Origin of the sequence: Jeotgalibaca ciconiae (genome assembly GCF_003955755.1) — a bacterium.
GTDB lineage: Bacteria > Bacillota > Bacilli > Lactobacillales > Aerococcaceae > Jeotgalibaca > Jeotgalibaca ciconiae.
The window spans coordinates 2,466,472-2,483,663 of record NZ_CP034465.1 but is presented as its reverse complement, the minus strand read 5'-3'; the positions used below and the strand labels follow the sequence as shown (position 1 = coordinate 2,483,663).

Below are 17,192 nucleotides of genomic sequence, written 5' to 3'. Positions count from 1 at the left end.
TTATAAAACAAATTGTTGGATTGCATGTGCAACTCCGTCTTCATCGTTTGTTTTCGTTACAAAAGATGCATACTCTTTCACTTCATCTCTGGCGTTTTCCATTACGACAGCTGTACCAGCATATTCAAGCATTGCCAGATCATTTTCTTCATCGCCACAAGCCATCACTTCATCTTTTGTATAGCCTAGTATGTTACACAACGAATCAATGCCTTTTCCTTTATTCACTTCAGGATGCATAATTTCAAAAAGTAATGGACGGGATTTCATCATTGAGTACTTCTCAAAGTAAGCAGATGGTATTTTGGCAATGGCATCATCCAACACATCTGGTGGTGTACAATAAACAACTTTATTAAATTGATGAGCCTCTTTAAAAGAATTAATGTCTTTTTTTACAAACGGTAAGCTTGCACTCATTAAGCTCGGATAAAGCGACTCCCGATTTTTTGGATATGCGGGTTCATATACATACTCTAAGTCTAACATATTCATAGGTATATTTAATTGCTGGCTCAGTTCATATAATTCTTGAATTTGGTGATAAGACAAAGTTTTTTGTGATACGATTTCTGATGTCTTATTTTTTTGAACGAGTCCGCCATTATAAGTAATAGAAAAATCACCCTCATCCAATAAGTTTAACTCTTCTAAATAACGTTTGATTCCTTTTAGCGGCCTGCCGGAACAGAGAACGACTTTCACGCCTTTTTCTTTTGCTAATTGAATAGCGTTTTTGTTTCCTTCACTAATCTTCTTTTCTGAATTCAATAATGTTCCATCCAAATCCAGAGCAATCAACTTTATCATGCATCGTTCTCCTCTACTTTATTGTATTAAATCTTCCTCTTCATTAAACTTAACAGAAGCTAAGCGGGATACACCTGAATCTTGCATGGTTACCCCATAAAGTACGTCTGCTTCTTCCATTGTACCTTTTCTATGTGTAATAACAATGAATTGCGTTTGGCTCTCAAATGACGTTAAATACTTCCCAAAGCGAACCACATTCGCTTCATCCAACGCAGCTTCTACCTCATCCAATATACAAAAGGGAACAGGTGAAACTTCAATAATAGAAAAAAGCAAGGCAATAGCCGTAAAGGCTTTTTCTCCACCCGACAGCAAGCTGAGCTGTTGTAACTTTTTCCCAGGTGGCTGCGCAATAATTTCAATTCCTGTTTCCAATAAATTTGCCGGATCTGTCAGCTCAATAGTCGCCTTTCCACCACCAAATAATCGTGGAAAAGTTTGTTCGAATTGTTTTTTTATTAATTGGAATGTTTTTTCAAATCGCTGAGAAACTTCCTCATCAATCTCTTCCATTGCTTGAAGAAGTGTCAATTTTGCTTCCAATAAATCTGCCTCTTGTCCAGATAAAAACTCATATCTTTCAAAAATACGCTCGTATTCTTCGATTGCTGTTAGATTAATTGGTCCGAGTTGATTAATCTCATTTTTTAATTTTTTTACTAAAGATGAGGACTCTTCAATTGAAATCGTCAAAGAATATTCTTCTTTAGCTGCTTCATAAGTTAATTCATATTCTTCATTTAAACGGTTCAAATGATGATCAATCGCAACTTCAAAACGACCTGAACTACTTTCTAATTTAGCCAGTTCTTCCCATGACATCTTTAATGTCCGGTTCATTTCTTGCAGTTTCTCATTTTTTATTTCTATTTTTTGATCTCTTTGCTTTTTGTTTTTGCGTTTTTCATTTAATAATTCATTAAAAGTAATCTTCTCTTTTTTACCAATTTTTAACTGCTCGTTGATTTCATCAATTGATTGAAATTCCGTGTTTTCTAACTTCAAGGCTTCATCAATGCTAGCTTGGATAGCATCCACTGTATTGGTTTCCGTCTCAACAATTTCTTTAGAACTTTGGATATCACGTCGCAACTGTTTCTCTTGCTCTTGCAATACTGCTAAATTCTGTTGATGCTGCTGTAATTCATTTTGGATGGTTTGTAACAGTTTTTGTCGTTCTTCTTCATTTAAAGTGGAGTCGGTCATATGTTGTTTCAAACGAACAATCTCTGAATTCAGAGTATCTCTTAATTTTCTCGCTTTTTGCAACTCTGCTTCCATCTCACGTGTACTGGTTGAAAGATCTTTTTGTTCATATTTACCGGATAATAATTCTTCTTGTAATTCCTGCAGTTTTGCTTCTTCACGCGCCTTTGTGTTTGCTAAGCCTTCTAACTCAAATCCCAATTTACTCAATTCTTGTTGTAAAAATTCTTTTCGTGAGCGTAATTGGATTACTTGTTTTTGCTTTTCTTGACACTCTTTCTCTAGCTTTTGATAGGCAAGTGTCTGTTCTTCAATATAAACCGTTAATTTCTGTATATTGTTTTTACGACTAAAAACGGAACTGCCTTGTTGTTTTTTTGTCGCTCCACCAGTCATAGAACCTCCAGCATGAATTACATCGCCTTCAAGGGAGACAATACGATATCGATTGTCTATTTTTTTAGCAATCTCTAGACCAGCATACAAAGTTTCCGCAATGATGGTTGTGCCGAGAAGATTTTCCGCAATTGATGTATACTCGTCTGAATAATTGATGAGGTCAGATCCAATTCCAATGAATCCTTGAACAGTTTGCAATTCATGGGTAAGGTAGCTAGGAATATTTCTTGATTTTATAACCGTTAATGGCAAGAAAGTCGCTCTACCTAATCGATTTCTTTTTAAAATCGAAATGCATTTAGAAGCTGCCTCTGTATCATCCACGACGATATTTTGAATGCTGCTTCCCAGCGCTGTATCAATTGCCAATGTAAATTGATCAGGTACTTGAAATAACTCGCCCACTGGACCGCGTATGCCTGTGATATGCGATTTTCTCTTTAAAATTTCTTTAACACCTTGATAGTAGCTGGCGTAACTGTCTTCTAGTTCTTGCTGGCTTTCTTTTCTAGCCTCAGCTTGTTGCAATGCTCTAGAAAGAGTCAACAATTCTTCATTATTTTTTTTCAAACTTGCTTCATTTGATTCAAGAGCAACCGATTGAATGCTTTGTTCTTCCTGATAGTCAGCAATTTGTGTTTTTATTTGCTGCAGTTGTTGATTCGTCACGTCCACGCTTTCTTTTGTACTGGATACCACTCGCTCGTACTCATCAATTTTACTTTTTAATCCCGTGCTTTTTTCAGTTGTTTGAGCAAAATCTTTTTCTAGTTGTAAAATTGTATTTTTATTTGCGGATTGATCTTGTAATTTTTCAATATATCGATCTCTCAATTGCTGGATTTGTTCATTTTTATCGATTGAAAGTTGTTTGACTTTCTCTTTTAATTCGTTTATTTTATTTTCTAATTCTTTTCTTTCTACTTGTTTCTGTTTGTTGTCAGAACGTAAAGTAATTAATTTCTTTGTTTCTTTTTCAATCAACTGTTTCTTTTCAGATAAGATTCTTTCTTGCTCTTCTTTATTTTTAGCAGAGAAATCAGCTCTTTGATCTAATATGTTTTTCTGACCTTCTAACTGCTCCAGTTTTCGTACAATGCTAACATATTGTTCCTGGAGAGTGTCCAGTTCTTCATTCTCAACCACTGCCAGTTTCTTTAATTCTGAAAGTTCATTTTGGAGAATGCTTTGTTGTTTTTCTAAAGATTCAATTTGCTCTTCATAATGCTGGATATCTTTTTTACCTAATTGCCATTGTTCATTCAGGGTTTCGATTTCTACTGCTATTAAAGCTATTTCAATATTACTTAATTCCATTTTCTTTTCCCTGTATAATAATGCAGTGTCTCTTTGTTTTTTTAACGGCTCTAATTGATTCGTAATTTCATGTAAAATATCTTCTACACGGTTTAAATGCTCTTGGGTATCCCCTAATTTTTTTTCCGCATTTCCTTTTCGGTTTTTATACTTTGCGATTCCAGCAGCATCTTCAAAAATCGATCTGCGTTCTTCGGGTTTATTTTGAAAAATCTGTTCCACTTTCCCTTGAGATATCATTGAGAAAGAATCTTTTCCAATACCCGAATCCATTAATAAGTCCGTGATATCTTTTAAGCGACATGGTTTTTTATTGATAAAGCAATCACTATCACCATTACGATTAATTCTACGAGTCAGACTCACTTCCGTAAAATCAATTGGAAGAGAATGATCCTCATTGTTTAGAACAAGTGTTACTTCAGCAATATTGATTGGTTTTCTAGATTGAGAACCTGAAAACACAATATCATTCATTTTTTTCCCGCGCAAATTACGCGCAGACTGTTCTCCTAGTACCCAGCGGACTGCTTCAGAAAGATTGCTCTTACCACTTCCATTAGGTCCAACAATGGCTGTCACGCCTTTATCAAATTCAATAACCGTCTTATCAGCAAAAGACTTAAACCCTGTCATTTCAATTCTTTCGAGATGCAAACAAAACATCCTTTCTCGAAACTTATTTTTTTACTATTTTCTTCAAAGCCATTTGTGCTGCATTTTGTTCAGCACTCTTTTTGCTTGTACCTTTCCCTGTACCAAGTAATTTATCATTCGCATAAACTTCTATTTCAAAACTTTTTGCATGAGAAGGTCCTTCTTCAAGTACTGTTCGGTACTGAATCTGAATATCTCCATCTTTTTGAAGTTCCTCTTGAAGCAATGTCTTGTAATCCATCGCATGTGAAAAAGCATCCTCTTTGATTTTTGGCAACACAACTTGATAAATGAATTTTTTCGCTGCTTCCATTCCTTTATCTAGAAAAAGTGCTCCGATAAATGCCTCGAATAAATCACAAAGCAATGCGGGGCGGTGTCGACCATTCATTCGTTCTTCACCTTTCCCTAAACGAATATACTGATCAAAACTGCACTCTTTAGCAAATGCAGCTAAACTAGGTTCGCAAACAATTTGTGCACGAAGTCTCGTTAATTTTCCTTCGTTCCATTCCGGATATTGGTGGAACAAGAATTCTGACACAACAACTTCTAGCACAGCATCTCCTAAAAATTCGATTCTTTCGTTATGTTTTAAATTTAATTGACGATGCTCATTCACATATGATGAATGAGTGAATGCTTCCAATAACAAATCCTCATTATCAAAAACAATCTGATAGTGCTTTTTAATAATATCTTTTATTTCTTCCATTATGATCCTCCTTCCAAAAGAATATCCATACCCTCACATTATACGCTAAAAACAAGCTTCCTGCATCTTCAATCTTACTTTTAAAAACGAAAAGAAAGAGCTGAGAAAACTCAGCTCTTTCAAGTAATTAAACAATTCGATTAGTATGCTGTTTCTGAAGTTAATTCTACAGCTTCCCAACCATCAGTTGTTCCATAAGTAATGTCATAGCCTTTCACACGGTTGTTAACTGCGAAGACTTCTGAACGCCATAGTGTAGGAATAATTGGAACATTATCAAACATATGTTGTTGCCATTCACGGAATGCTTCAAACTTGTACTCTGGATCAAATGATGCTTCAGAGTTAATCTTAGCCAAGATTGCTTCGTTTTCGTCATTTACGTAACGAGCGTAGTTAAATGATGCATCTTTACCATATAGTCCTGTTGGGTTTGGATCATGTCCAGTTCCCCAAGCGCCTTGGTAAATATCAATTTGCTCATCGTCAGCTTCTAACATATCGTAGAATGCTTGGAATTCAATGAGACGTCCAGTTGCAAGTTGAACTTTCAGTCCAATGTTTTCCCACTCTTGGATGTAGTATTGTGCAATCGGCTCTGCAGTTGCTCCACCAGACATAGAAGCAAAGTTAATAACTAACTCTTCTCCTTCTGGCGTTTCACGGAAACCATCTTCATTAGTATCAACATAGCCAGCTTCATCCAAAATAGATGCTGCTAGTTCAGGATCATAGTAGAATCCTTCGATGTCTTCGTTAACAAAGTCTGCAAACACTGGTGGAATCATAGCTTTTGCATTCTCACGTAGTCCTTGATAGAAAGTTGTTGCAATAGCGTTATTGTCGATTGCGTAAGCCATTGCTTTACGTAATTCTGGATCAGCCATTTTTGCATCGGGATTTGATACGTTTTTAGCCGGTTCAGTTACCTTACCATCTTCATCTGTTACAGCTGGTTCCCAGTGTCCTAATTTAAATCCTAGGTAAGTATAAGCAAGTTCTTGACGACCTAATAATGTTAGGTTTTCAGAATCTTTATATGTATCATATTGGTCTGTAGGCATTTTAGCTACGTCATAGTTACCATTTTGCATTTCTGAAACGATTGTTTCTGGTGCAACAACTTCAGCGATAACGCCGTCTAAACTAGGAGCACCTTTCCAGTAGTACTCATTTGCTTCAAATTCTACTGATTCCCCAGCAGTAATTGATTTTACGCGGAATGGACCAGCACCAACTGGGTTGTTACGGATTTCTGGAGCAGCTGCCATATCAGCAATTGCAACACTTTCAAGTTGGTGTTTTGGCATTGGGTAACCCCAGATACCACCACCTGATTGTAAGATAGAAGGGTTTACTTCGATATATTCAATCGTAATGTTTTGATCATCAATGATTTTAATACCTGAAATTGAATCAGCTGCACCTGTATGGTAATCTTCAACACCAACGATATTAGAGAAGTCTGCACCATAACGAACACCAGTGTATTCTGGACTAGCAATTACTTCATATGAGAAAAGAACATCTTCTGTAGTCAATGGCTCGCCATCAGACCATTTTAAATCGTCTTTTAATGTGATATGAATTGTTTTTGCTTCTTGATCAAATTCAAAAGTTGCCATACCATCTTGTGACAACATAAAGTTCTCATCAACTGAGAATAATGATTCATGTGTGAAGCCCATTAATTCTGAGTCATAAGCATCTTCATAAAACTCTGGACTGAAGATTCCTTGGAAAGGTGAACTAGCAACAAGTGCATATCTTAACGTACCACCTTCAATTGAGTCCTCATCGTTTGTTTTCAGAGTGTCGAATTCAATAACACCTGCTGTTTCTTCGCCACTTTCTTCTACTGCTGATTCGTTAGTAGTTCCGTTATCACTGCCAACAGTGTCAGAACCGCCGCTTTGGCAAGCTGCCAAAGTTAATACAAATGCACTTAAAGAAACTAAACCTAATTTTTTCTTCACCATACATAATTCCTCCCTTTTCTTATCCTAATCTTTGTTTTGAGTCTGCCACGCGCTGCAACGCTTGGCCGACATAGTTTATACTCAACATCAATACTAAAATTAATAAAGATGCTGGCAACCAAACCCACGTTTTATTTTCGATGACATCTGGGGATGTCGCAAACCCAATAAGCGTACCTAAACTTGGAACTGACTGCGGTAAACCGAATCCAAGGAAACTTAGCCCTGTCTCGATACCAATATTTCCTGCAAAGTTCAATGTTGAGTTAACAATAATCAAAGAACTTAAGTTTGGCATTACTTCACGGAACATTATCTTTATGTCACTTGTACCAAGAGTCTTCGATGCATTAACATAATCACGGTTAGCTTCTGATAGTGTGCGACTTCGGAAAATCCGAGCCTTTCCTACCCAACTAAACGCACTCATAATCGCAACAAATGTAAAAATGTTATAGTCTTTAACCATGGATACAAAAACAATAATAATCATATTAATAGGTAAAACCATAATAAAGTCAACGATACGCATGATAATGTTATCAATAATACCACCGTAATAACCAGAAATGATACCTAAACCAATTCCGATTATACCAGTTACGATAGTCACACTAAATCCAATAATAATGGAGTTACGTGCACCAATAAATAGTTGACCGAGAACATCACGTCCACCCTCATCTGCTCCTAAAAAGTATTGTTCACCAGGAGCTGTATAACGATTTAGGATATGAACTTTCATTACTTCACTTTGATCAAAAAAGAAATATGATCCTATGAAGATAATGATTAGTAAGGTGATGAGTAAGCCTAAAGAAAACATGGCTAATTTATCTTTTTTAAATTCACGGGCAATTACTTGAAAACCAATAACTGCGCCTTGATCATCTGTTGTGTCTGGTAAAGTGGTTAAATTGGAATCTGTATGATCCAAATCTTTAATATCAGAAGCAACTTCTTCCATTTTCCCAGTTTTTTTGTCTTCTTCCGAATACATTTTATTACCTCCTTCTCTTTATTAAGTGCTACTCAATTCGAATACGTGGATCAACGATACTCATGATAATATCAGATAATAGAGTACCAAACAAAGCCGTCAATCCAAATAATAGAATTAATGCGGTGATGACACTGTAATCACGGGCTAGCAGTGAATCAATAAACAACCGTCCCATTCCAGGGAATGAGAAAATCCGTTCTATAAAAATTGATCCTCCAATAAGTCCAGTAATGTCATACCCAATAAAGGAAGCGATTGGTAAAATAGAATTACGGAAAATATGTTTGTTATAAACTTTGTTCTCAGGAACGCCTTTTGAACGTGCAGTCTTCACATAGTCTTCTTGTTTTGCATCAATAACCCCTGTTCGCAAATACTGAATGGTACTGGTCGTTGCCAATAAGGCGTACGATAAGGCAGGTAAAATCAAATGGTAGATTCTACTCCAAACATATGCGAAAGTCCCGGGCGCGACTCCTGTTTGTACAGTTCCTCTTGTTGGGAACCAACCTAAATTAAAACCAAAAATCCAAATTAACAATAACGCAAAAACAAATGTTGGAATGGCAAAACTAAAATAGTTATAAAAACTAATCGCTTTGTCTCCCCATGATCCGTTATATCTACCTGCGAACATTCCAAGAGGAATTGCCAGCAAATAAGTAAAAACTAAGGATACAATTGATAACCAGATTGTGTTACCAACACGTTGGCCAATAACTTCAGATACTGGTATCTTATAAGTAAAACTCTTACCAAAATCACCTTGAATCGCATTAACTATCCAATCCCAATAACGAATATACCACGGATTATTTAAACCAGCCGCTTCTCGAAGTCTTTCAATCGTAGCTGGATCCATATCCGGAGTAATTAATCCTGTAAAAGGATCACCTGGCATTGCGGAAGCCATCAGAAAAACGAAAAGACTAAGAATAATGATTTGTGGAATCATTAGTAATACGCGTCTTAATATAGTTTTCCACATAATCATTCACCCTCCTTTACTGCATTTGCATGTACTTTGATTGCTGCCTTATGCGTATCTGTCAGAGGGGATAAATCATAAACCCGTCCATCTTCATTGTAAAATTTCTCTTGATTCATATTGTATTCTTTTTCAACCGCGATACGATCTGCTTTATGCTTTTCACGATTAATTGGGTCAATGGTCGGAATCGCTGATAACAAGCGTTTTGTATAAATGTGTTGCGGATTATTATAAATGTCTTTTTTATTTCCATATTCAACAAAGCGCCCACGATACATAATCGCTAAGTCGTCACACATATGTTTTACAACACCTAAATCGTGAGAAATAAATAAATAAGAAACATTATATTCTTCTTGAATTCGTTTCATGAAGTTTAAAACTTGTGCTTGTACAGATAAGTCCAAAGCAGAAACTGGTTCATCTGCAATGATTAACTTAGGATTCGTTGCAACAGCTCTCGCCACGCCAATCCGTTGTCTTTGCCCACCAGAAAATTCATGAGCATACTTATAAAGAGCATCTTCCGGCATATTTACGATATCCAATAATTCCATTACACGTTTTTTCGTTTCATTAGGCGATAAACGTTCAAAATTATCCAATGGTTCAGAAATTATGTCAATAACTCTTTTTCTTGGGTTTAGACTGGACATAGAATCTTGAAAAATCATTTGGACATTACGATTATAATCAGAAGTACGTTTACGAGCTTTATTCGTTACATCTTCTCCTTCATAGAAAACTTTACCAGATGTAATTCTTTCTAATCCGATAATCGATTTTCCAATCGTAGACTTTCCTGATCCAGATTCACCTACTAATCCGTAAGTTTTTCCTTCTTCGATTTCTAAATTAATTCCATCAACAGCGTATACATGGTCTGTTACTCTGTTCCAAAAACCACTTCGAATCGGATAATGTACTTTTAAATCTTTAATTTGCATAAAACTCAAATTACTCAGCCTCCCCTTCAAAATGGAAATGTTCATGGCATGTACATCTCACAAAATGATTTGGAAGTATCTCATGCAAAGTTGGATTTGCTTCGTGCGCTTCTTTTGGAACCCAAGGAATTCGTGGAGCAAAACGGCAACCTGTTCTAGGAAGATTCTTTAATGAAGGAACTGTACCTTGAATGACATGCAGTTCTTCTGACTCTCCTTCCAAATCTTCAGATTGTGGAATGGAATTCAATAACGAACGTGTATAAGGATGTCTTGGATTCGTAAATAGTTCTTCTGCAGTTGCCATTTCAACAATCTCGCCCGCATACATTACTGCTACACGGTCAGCGGTTTCAGCAACAACGCCCAAGTCATGTGTAATTAAAATAATTCCTGCTTCTGTTTCATCTTGTAAATCATTTAGTAAGTCCAATATTTGTGCTTGGATAGTAACATCCAAAGCCGTTGTAGGCTCATCCGCAATGATAATAGGCGGTTTGCAAGATAAGGCAATCGCAATGACAACCCGCTGTCTCATCCCACCTGATAATTCATGTGGGTATTGCTTCGAAATTCTTGCTGGGTTTGGAATCCCAACTTGATTTAGCAATTCTAAGACGCGGTCTTTTCTTTCTTGAGCAGACATTTTTGTGTGGTATATCAAAGCTTCTTCAATTTGGTCAGAAATTGTCATTAACGGATTTAAAGCAGACAATGGATCTTGAAAAATCATGCCGATATCATTTCCACGAATTCGGTTGTATAAGGTCTCATTTAAATCGATTAAATTTAAATCTTGGTATAAAACTTCGCCGCTAATTTTAGTATTTGCTTTATTATGAAGGCCAATGATTGTGGTAGCTAACGTACTTTTTCCAGAACCTGACTCACCTACAATTGCTAAAATTTCATTTTTTTCTAATGTCAGTGAAACATCGTCCACTGCATCATAATAATTGTCTTTAATTCTAAAACCGGTATGGAGATGATTAATCTCTAGTAGTGGTTTCCCTGTTGACATGGGATACCCTCCTTCTAATGTCTATACAGTGCATTGTTCGTATATAGCTTGTATCATTCAAAAAAATAAACTTTTATTTTAAAATAAACAATAATTCCTTACTATTATTAGTTTGTGAATTATATTAACATTTCTAATTATATACAGTATAGATTAGAAAGGCAACCTCTTTTTCATTGTTTTTTAATTATACAATCTGCTATGATACGTTTTTTCTAAACCTTTGTTTAAGAAAAAGCAACATTGACTTTTTTGAAAAATGACAATGTTGCTAAAAATTTTAAATTATTTCAAAAAACTATTGATTCGCATCGATATAATCGACAGCATCGCCGATTGTATTGATTCTTTCAGCATCTTCGTCGGAAATCTGAATTCCAAAAACATCTTCCATTTCCATAATTAACTCGACAACATCTAAAGAATCTGCGCCTAAGTCCTCTTGAAAAGTTAATTCACGACTAACTTTTTCTTCATCAACGCCAAAGCGCTCGATAATCATTTGGGAAATCTTTGTTAAAGTTGTATTCTCAGTCAAAAAAACACCTCCTGATTGCGATTTTTTCAAAGTTTAAAAATCTCGATTTGAAAATTACATTATCAATTCTACCGTTCAAACTACACTTTGTCCATTATTTTTTTATTCCATTTTAATATTTCTAAAAATTAGTTTTTTTCTGTTTGGTTTTGTTCTTCAAAAAAATTAACTAAGTCTTCAATTACGTTAGAAGACAAAATCTTTCTAATTTGTTTGATTGTATGGAAAACAGCTGTTTTATCTGCAGAACCATGCGTTTTAATAACAGGGGCCCTCAAACCAAATAATACTGCTCCGCCATGTTTTGAGTAATCCATCGTATCCTTCACATCGCTAAGAGCATCTTTTACCAACAAGCCACCTAGTTTTGTTTTCATACCACCATTTACAATACTATTCTTCATTAACTTCATTAATCCCAGTGCAGTTCCTTCGATTGTCTTTAAAACGGCATTTCCTGTGAATCCGTCCGTCACAATTACGTCTGCATCTCCAGAAAATAACTCTCTCGCTTCAATATTTCCAATATAATTAAGCGAGTCATCTTCAGAAAGTAACTCATAGGCTTTTTTAGAAAGCTCGCTGCCTTTTCCTTCTTCAGAACCGTTATTTAATAATGCAACTTTAGGTGAATTGATTCCTAGTACAAATTTTGCATAATAAGAACCCAATATTCCGAATTGATGAATATTTTCTGCTTTTGAATCTGCATTTGCCCCTACGTCCATTAGCACAAATTGTTGATTTTCTTTTCCAATAACGGGTAATACCGGCATCAGCCCTGGCCGATCAATTCCTTTAATTCGACCAATTACCAGTAAGCCAGATGCAAGTAAAGCTCCTGTGTTTCCTGCAGAGAAAAGAGCATCTGCTTCGCCGTTTTTTACCGCTCTAGCTGCTAGGACCATGGAAGCATTTCGCTTAGATCGAACCGCTCTTACAGGTTCATCATCACTCGTGATTTTTTCGTCTGTATGGATTACTTTAATTTTATCTTGATTATATTGCTCTCCTAATAATGGTTTTATTTGAGCGCCATCTCCATAAAGCAGGAACTCTACATCTGAAAATTCTTTTTCAGCCATTAAAATCCCTTCAACTATTGCTTGAGGAGCATGATCTCCTCCCATTGCATCTACTGCAATTCTCATTTAATACCCTCTTTTCTTTTTTTAGCTATTCTCTATTTTAAATAAACACAGCTTAAATGTCATCTATCTGACTAAAATCACTGTAATTTTTTCGTATGAGTTTGTCCATTAAGAATATATTCCCTTAAAGGCATATATTCGGCAGAGTCAAAAAAATCTTCTTTACTTAATAGATAGATGGTATCACTGTGTGCAGCGTCTAGCACATTAGCGTTTTTAACAATATCGCCATATTTAAAATCAGGCATCCCTGATTGTTTTACGCCAAACAAATCTCCTGAACCTCTTAATTCTAAATCTTTTTGACTTAAATAGAAGCCATCAGTAGAGGAAGTCATAATCTTCATTCGCTCTTTCCCGTTCTCGGTTTTTGGGTTAGCTAGCAGGATACAAAAAGACTCCACGCTTCCCCTGCCTACACGCCCGCGAAGCTGGTGCAATTGGGATAAACCAAAACGTTCCGCATCTTGGATGACCATGACTGTCGCGTTTGGAACATTTAAACCAACTTCAATAACCGTTGTAGAAACCAAAACTTGGTATTCATTGTTTTTGAAAGCTTGCATGATTTGTTCTTTCTCATCTGCTTTTTGTCTGCCATGCAACAAGCCGACTTTCCATCTTCCTTGATAGTAGGAGCTGACTCTCTCATGAACCTCTTTTGCGTTTTTCAAGTCCATTAATTCAGACTCTTCGATCAAAGGTGTAATAATGTAGGCTTGTCTTTTTTGAAGTAATTGTTTTTCAATAAATTCCAATGAACTTTCCATCTGCTCTGATTTACTCCAAATCGTACGGATTGGTATGCGTCCAGCTGGTAATTGTTTTAATGTAGAAACATCCATTTCCCCCATCAATGTAATAGCAAGCGTCCGTGGTATTGGGGTAGCAGTCATATAGAGGACGTTAGGGTTTTGTCCTTTTTCATTTAGTTTCTGTCTTTGATTCACTCCAAAACGATGCTGTTCATCTGTAACAACTAATCCTAAATTATTAAAAATCACATCATCTTGGATAAGGGCATGCGTTCCAATCAGTAAATCTAGATTTCCCAATGATAAATCTTCCAAGATTTGTTTTCGTTCTTTGACTTTTGTACTACCTGTCAAAAGAGCAACGGAAAAATTGGTATCCTCAAATAACTGAGAAATCGTTTGATAATGTTGTTCTGCCAAGATTTCAGTAGGTGCCATCAGAGCTCCTTGATACCCCTCTAATGCTGCAGCAACTAATGAAATAACTGCCACAATCGTTTTCCCGCTCCCCACATCTCCTTGTAACAATCGATTCATCTCAAATGGTTCGCGCAAGTCTCGACAAATTTCATTGACTACTTGTTTTTGTCCTTCTGTCAATTCAAAAGGCAATGTCTGAATGAACTCTTTCAATTTGCTCACATCGTATAGAACCGCCGTTCCTTTGCTCCCTTTTTTTCGCTTGTAGCGGAGTAATTGAAGCTTCATTTGATATAAGAAAAACTCTTGATAGGTAATCTGACGTCCGGCTTGTTGAAACTCTTCTTCATTTTGTGGAAAATGAATGGCCCGAATAGCATCTTTATGAAGCATTAACTTATAATGCTGGTTAAACTCCTCTGGGATAACTTCTGGAATGAGATCGTAATAAGATTCCAAAGCAGCTTTGAGCAAGTTAATAATAGTTTGTTGTTTGATGCTTTTATTTACATGATAGACTGATTCAAAGTCTTTTTGTTCGTCACTTGAAGGATCAGAGCCAAGTATTTTGAACCCCGCCAAATTCTGACGTAAAGAATCCCATTTACCAAATACAGCTATATCTTCTTCCAAATGAATGCGGCTTTTTAAATATGGCTGGTTAAAAAACGAAACACTTACAACAGCGTCTTCCATTGCTAATTTAAAAGACAGCCGGCTTTTTCGATTGCCATAGTAATTAACAACTGCTTGTGTCACGACTTTTCCCTTTAAAGTAACTTTCTCTTGGTCTTCAATTTCATCTAAACTTTTCACTTGTATGTCTTCATATCGAAATGGAAAGTGTGTCAGTAAATCATAAATGGTAAAGATCCCTAATGAATGTAACGCCTCTAGTCGTTTTGGCCCCACACCTGGAAGAACCTCAACTTTATTATCGATTTGTTTTTTATTTGATTCTTCCATGCACGATCCCTCCTTTGAATATCTTCAAAAAAAGACTAAGGCAATCGCCTCAGCCTTTTGATTAATTATTCTACAGAAATTAAGTAGCTGTATACCGGTTGATTTCCAGCTTGGATTTCAAAATCAATATCCTCAAATTCGTTTGATACTGTTTCAACGATTGTTTCACATTCCTCGCTGTTTGCGTCCACACCATATATTAACGTGACAATTTCGCTCTCTTCATCAATCATGGCACGAAGTGTGTCAAGTACAGCAGATGATCGATCTGGATTTGAAACGATAATTTTACCATCTACAATCCCCATGAAATCATCTTTCTTAATACTAACACCTTCGATAGCTGTATCCCGTACAGCATTCGTGATTTGTCCGCTCTTTACATTATCCAACTCTTGCATCATGTTGGCTTGGTTTACTTCTAGCTCCGCTTGGTCGTTAAATGCCAGCATGGCAGTCAAACCTTGTGGAACGGTCTTCGAAGGAATCACAATGACATCTTTCTCAGACACGCTTGCAGCTTGATCGGCTGCCATAAAAATATTCTTGTTGTTTGGAAGAATAATTGTTTTTTCAGCATTTGCTTCATCAATTGCTTTCATGATATCTTCCGTACTTGGGTTCATTGTCTGTCCACCATTAATAATAGTAGACACGCCTAGACTCTTGAATAGATTGTGGATACCCTCTCCGGCCGCAACTGCAATTACTGCGTAAGGCTTTTCTTCTTCGGTCTTTGGAGCAACAGTTCCTTTAACCGTTACTTCATCATGCTGCATACGCATATTATCGACTTTAATTTTAACTAACGATCCGAATCTTTGTCCATAATTCATTACTTCGCCAGGATATTCAGTGTGAACATGTACTTTAACAATTTCATCATCCGCAACAACCAACAATGAATCCCCCACTTCGTTTAAGTGGTTTCGGAATGTGTCGTAGTCAAATGTATCAGTAACAGTCTCACCTTCACCTAGTTTCACCATGATTTCTGTACAGTAGCCAAATTTAATTTCTTCATTTGTCACTGCATGCGCGATATTACTAAAATTCTCTTGATGTGCAATTTCAGTTACATCAGCTTTTTTTATTGTTGTAGCTGGCAACGAAACTTTTTCACCGGTTAAAGATTCTAAAAATCCTTGATAAATAAACAACAGGCCTTGGCCGCCGCTATCAACCACACCAACTTCTTTCAACACAGCCAGTAAGTTAGGAGTATTGTCTAAGCTCTTCTTTGCAGAATTGACCACAGTTTCCATTATAACGATGATATCATCAGTTTCTTTAGCTATTTCTACTCCTTCAACAGCTGATTCTCTCGCTACAGTAAGAATTGTGCCCTCCACTGGTTTCATAACCGCTTTATAAGCTGTCTCGACACCTTGGGAAAAAGCATCAGCAAATTCTTTAGCATTTAGGGTTTCTTTATCTTCCATTGCTTTTGAAAAGCCACGGAAAAGTTGAGATAAGATTACTCCTGAGTTTCCTCTAGCACCCATCAACAGTCCTTTAGCTAAATCTCTTCCTAATTGGTCAACACGATTCGCATCTGAATATGAAACACGTTCTGCTCCAGATGTAAAAGATAAATTCATATTTGTTCCGGTATCTCCATCTGGAACCGGAAAAACATTTAACGAGTTTACATATTCTGCATTTTCACTTAAACGCTCTTGTGCGACCTCCACCATCGCTTTTAAATCATTTGCAGTCAGTTCTGTTTTCTTCACCTTGCATATCCTCCTTCACCATGTGGAATGGTGATCTCTCCATTAATCATTTAATACGCGAACGCTTTGTACAAAGACATTCACTTGTTCAGCAGCAAATCCAAGCATTTTTTCAAGGTTGTATTTGACTTGAATTTGAACGTTTCGAGATATTTCCGAAATTTTTGTGCCATATAAAACAACGATATATGCATCAACCGCTACTCCATCGCCTTCTTGTCGAACAATGACACCCTTTGTATAATTTTCTTTTTTTAATATTTCGCTGATATTATCTCTGATTTGGTTTTTGCTAGCCATACCAACTACACCGTAGTTATCGGTAGCAGCCCCTCCCACAACAGTTGCAATAACTTCGTTTGTTAATTCTATTTCTCCATATTCTGTTTGGATTTTTACTGCCATGTTACATAGCCTCCTTAGTATAATGGGAACAAACACTAATCAACATCCATAATAGCATATATTACACCAAAAAATAACTTTTATCTTTAATTTATTATAACAAACATTCATTTTTTATTGGAAGCAGAAGCTTTTCTTATTTTAACAGACCATAATTCCTTCTCTTCTGTTAA

The 17,192-nt window shown here is 36.3% G+C and carries 13 protein-coding genes; all 13 read right to left on the bottom strand.

Annotated features, from left to right (window positions below; all coding sequences use genetic code 11):
* The 13 genes from yidA to EJN90_RS11470 all read right to left on the bottom strand — a co-directional run bounded on the left by yidA (nucleotide 1) and on the right by EJN90_RS11470 (nucleotide 17,019).
* Nucleotides 1–810: a sugar-phosphatase gene (gene yidA, locus EJN90_RS11530; protein WP_126111390.1), complete on the bottom strand. Its 810-nt coding sequence runs from the start codon at nucleotides 808–810 to the stop codon at nucleotides 1–3.
* An 18-nt stretch (nucleotides 811–828) separates the two neighbouring features.
* Entirely contained in the window at nucleotides 829–4,392 is a 3,564-nt protein-coding gene (gene smc, locus EJN90_RS11525) for a chromosome segregation protein SMC (RefSeq protein ID WP_164544079.1), read from the bottom strand.
* A gap of 22 nt (nucleotides 4,393–4,414) precedes the next feature.
* Nucleotides 4,415–5,107 carry a ribonuclease III gene (gene rnc, locus EJN90_RS11520; RefSeq protein ID WP_126111386.1) on the bottom strand — a complete coding sequence of 231 codons (693 nt, stop codon included), beginning with the start codon at nucleotides 5,105–5,107 and terminating at the stop codon, nucleotides 4,415–4,417.
* A 140-nt stretch (nucleotides 5,108–5,247) separates the two neighbouring features.
* Nucleotides 5,248–7,086, bottom strand: a complete 1,839-nt coding sequence (locus EJN90_RS11515) for an oligopeptide ABC transporter substrate-binding protein (RefSeq protein ID WP_126111384.1) — start codon at nucleotides 7,084–7,086, stop codon at nucleotides 5,248–5,250.
* Nucleotides 7,087–7,105: 19 nt separating this feature from the next.
* Nucleotides 7,106–8,086, bottom strand: a complete 981-nt coding sequence (locus EJN90_RS11510; RefSeq protein ID WP_227872510.1) for an ABC transporter permease — start codon at nucleotides 8,084–8,086, stop codon at nucleotides 7,106–7,108.
* Between the two features lie 28 nt (nucleotides 8,087–8,114).
* Nucleotides 8,115–9,077 carry an oligopeptide ABC transporter permease gene (opp4B, locus tag EJN90_RS11505; RefSeq protein WP_126111382.1) on the bottom strand — a complete coding sequence of 321 codons (963 nt, stop codon included), beginning with the start codon at nucleotides 9,075–9,077 and terminating at the stop codon, nucleotides 8,115–8,117.
* Nucleotides 9,078–9,079: 2 nt separating this feature from the next.
* Nucleotides 9,080–10,027 (bottom strand): ATP-binding cassette domain-containing protein, encoded by a 948-nt coding sequence (locus EJN90_RS11500; protein WP_174919299.1) that lies wholly within the window; start codon nucleotides 10,025–10,027, stop codon nucleotides 9,080–9,082.
* Nucleotides 10,028–10,037: 10 nt separating this feature from the next.
* The gene (locus tag EJN90_RS11495; protein ID WP_126111378.1) at nucleotides 10,038–11,048 is read right to left on the bottom strand and encodes an ABC transporter ATP-binding protein; all 1,011 of its coding nucleotides are present in this window, start codon (nucleotides 11,046–11,048) and stop codon (nucleotides 10,038–10,040) included.
* A gap of 298 nt (nucleotides 11,049–11,346) precedes the next feature.
* Nucleotides 11,347–11,586 (bottom strand): acyl carrier protein, encoded by a 240-nt coding sequence (gene acpP, locus EJN90_RS11490; RefSeq protein WP_126111376.1) that lies wholly within the window; start codon nucleotides 11,584–11,586, stop codon nucleotides 11,347–11,349.
* A gap of 128 nt (nucleotides 11,587–11,714) precedes the next feature.
* Nucleotides 11,715–12,737: a phosphate acyltransferase PlsX gene (plsX, locus tag EJN90_RS11485; RefSeq protein WP_126111374.1), complete on the bottom strand. Its 1,023-nt coding sequence runs from the start codon at nucleotides 12,735–12,737 to the stop codon at nucleotides 11,715–11,717.
* 77 nt (nucleotides 12,738–12,814) lie between these two features.
* On the bottom strand, nucleotides 12,815–14,878 hold the full coding sequence (gene recG / locus EJN90_RS11480) for an ATP-dependent DNA helicase RecG (RefSeq protein WP_126111372.1): 2,064 nt from the start codon (nucleotides 14,876–14,878) through the stop codon (nucleotides 12,815–12,817).
* 65 nt (nucleotides 14,879–14,943) lie between these two features.
* Nucleotides 14,944–16,614, bottom strand: a complete 1,671-nt coding sequence (locus EJN90_RS11475; protein ID WP_174919284.1) for a DAK2 domain-containing protein — start codon at nucleotides 16,612–16,614, stop codon at nucleotides 14,944–14,946.
* A gap of 42 nt (nucleotides 16,615–16,656) precedes the next feature.
* Entirely contained in the window at nucleotides 16,657–17,019 is a 363-nt protein-coding gene (locus tag EJN90_RS11470) for an Asp23/Gls24 family envelope stress response protein (RefSeq protein WP_126111370.1), read from the bottom strand.
* Nucleotides 17,020–17,192: the final 173 nt, after the last annotated feature.

Coding starts and splice junctions, on each gene's coding strand:
- yidA (WP_126111390.1), bottom strand. CDS start 810: ATGATAAAGTTGATTGCTCTGGATTTGGATGGAACATTATTGAATTCA.
- rnc (WP_126111386.1), bottom strand. CDS start 5,107: ATGGAAGAAATAAAAGATATTATTAAAAAGCACTATCAGATTGTTTTT.
- EJN90_RS11515 (WP_126111384.1), bottom strand. CDS start 7,086: ATGGTGAAGAAAAAATTAGGTTTAGTTTCTTTAAGTGCATTTGTATTA.
- EJN90_RS11510 (WP_227872510.1), bottom strand. CDS start 8,086: ATGTATTCGGAAGAAGACAAAAAAACTGGGAAAATGGAAGAAGTTGCT.
- opp4B (WP_126111382.1), bottom strand. CDS start 9,077: ATGTGGAAAACTATATTAAGACGCGTATTACTAATGATTCCACAAATC.
- EJN90_RS11500 (WP_174919299.1), bottom strand. CDS start 10,027: ATGCAAATTAAAGATTTAAAAGTACATTATCCGATTCGAAGTGGTTTT.
- EJN90_RS11495 (WP_126111378.1), bottom strand. CDS start 11,048: ATGTCAACAGGGAAACCACTACTAGAGATTAATCATCTCCATACCGGT.
- plsX (WP_126111374.1), bottom strand. CDS start 12,737: ATGAGAATTGCAGTAGATGCAATGGGAGGAGATCATGCTCCTCAAGCA.
- recG (WP_126111372.1), bottom strand. CDS start 14,878: ATGGAAGAATCAAATAAAAAACAAATCGATAATAAAGTTGAGGTTCTT.
- EJN90_RS11470 (WP_126111370.1), bottom strand. CDS start 17,019: ATGGCAGTAAAAATCCAAACAGAATATGGAGAAATAGAATTAACAAAC.